Raw genomic sequence first — 1,239 nt, forward strand, 5'->3', positions numbered from 1 at the left:
GCGGCCCCCGCGTACACCCTTCGGACGACCCGTGCCCGGGGCCGCTGTGCTGGGATGGGACGGTGAGCGTCGAGCCCGCCGGGCCTCCCCCGGCCGCGAGCCCCGCGGCCGACGACGCCGCGCGCCCCGCGGCCGAACGGGCGCGGTGGCGCGCCCTCCTGCGCGACGTGCGCGTCGTGGTGACCGCGGACGACCGGCGCGGGGACGTCGTCACGGCGGTGACGACGTTCGTCCTCGGGTGGCTGCTGCTCGAGGTCGGGCTGGTGGACATCGTCAGCTGGGAGGGGCCGTTCGGCGTCCCGGCGCCGGAGCCGTGGTGGCGCGTGGCGCTGCTCGCCGTCGGCTGCGCGCTCATCCTCGTGAAGCGGGCGCACCCGATGCTGGCGCTGGCGGGCGGGGTCGTCGTGACGCTCGTGGACCTGTCGTGGGGCGGCAGCCTCGCCGTCGTCCTCGTGCTGTGGGACCTGCTCTACGGGGCGGCGCTGTGGTCGGGGCCCCGGGCGCGGGCGTGGCTGTGGGGCACGGCCGTGACGGTGACGGTCGTCGGGGCGGTGGCCACGGGCGAGGCGGCCCGCGACGTGCGCTACTTCGTGTACGGGGCGCTGCAGCTCGGGGCGGTCCTGCTGGTCCCGATGTGGTGGGCGGACAACGTCCGGCAGAAGTCGGAGCTCGCCGACCTCGAGCGGGCCCGCGCCGACGAGGCCGCGCGCGCCGCCGAGCTGGAGCGCGAGCGGGCGTCCGACCTGGCACGCATCGCCGAGCTCGACCGGCACGAGGCGGTGCAGGCGGAGCGGGCGGCGATGGCGCGCGACCTGCACGACGTCATCGCGTCCCACCTGTCCACCATCGCCATCCACTCGGGCGCCGCCCTGGCCGCCCCGTCCGACGCCGGCCGGGACCGGGCCGCGCTGGAGCAGGTGCGCGCGAGCTCGGTCGCGTCGCTGACGGAGATGCGGTCGATGATCGAGCTGCTGCGCGCCGACGCCCCGCGCGACCCGCTGGCGGCACCCGGCCGGCTCGAGCGCCTGGGCGACCTCGTCGACGCGGCCCGCGCCGCCGGCGCCGACGTCGCCGTCGAGGACCCGGACGGGGTCGCGACCACCCCCCTGCCCGCCGCGGCGGGCCAGGCGCTCCACCGCATCGCGCAGGAAGCCCTGACCAACGCCCGCAAGCACGCTCCGGGGGCGCGCGTCGTCGTGCGGCTCGCGCTCGCCGACGGCCCGGGCGGACCGGCCGCGC

1 protein-coding gene is annotated in these 1,239 nt (G+C 78.6%); it reads left to right on the forward strand.

The genetic code is table 11. The annotated features are described in order from the left end of the window. Positions 1 to 62: 62 nt before the first annotated feature. Positions 63 to 1,239 (forward strand): sensor histidine kinase (locus ABD254_RS07320; RefSeq protein ID WP_344247086.1); only part of this gene is annotated, 1,177 nt, incomplete at its 3' end.

This window comes from Isoptericola hypogeus, from assembly GCF_039531145.1.
Taxonomy (GTDB): Bacteria; Actinomycetota; Actinomycetes; order Actinomycetales; family Cellulomonadaceae; genus Isoptericola; species Isoptericola hypogeus.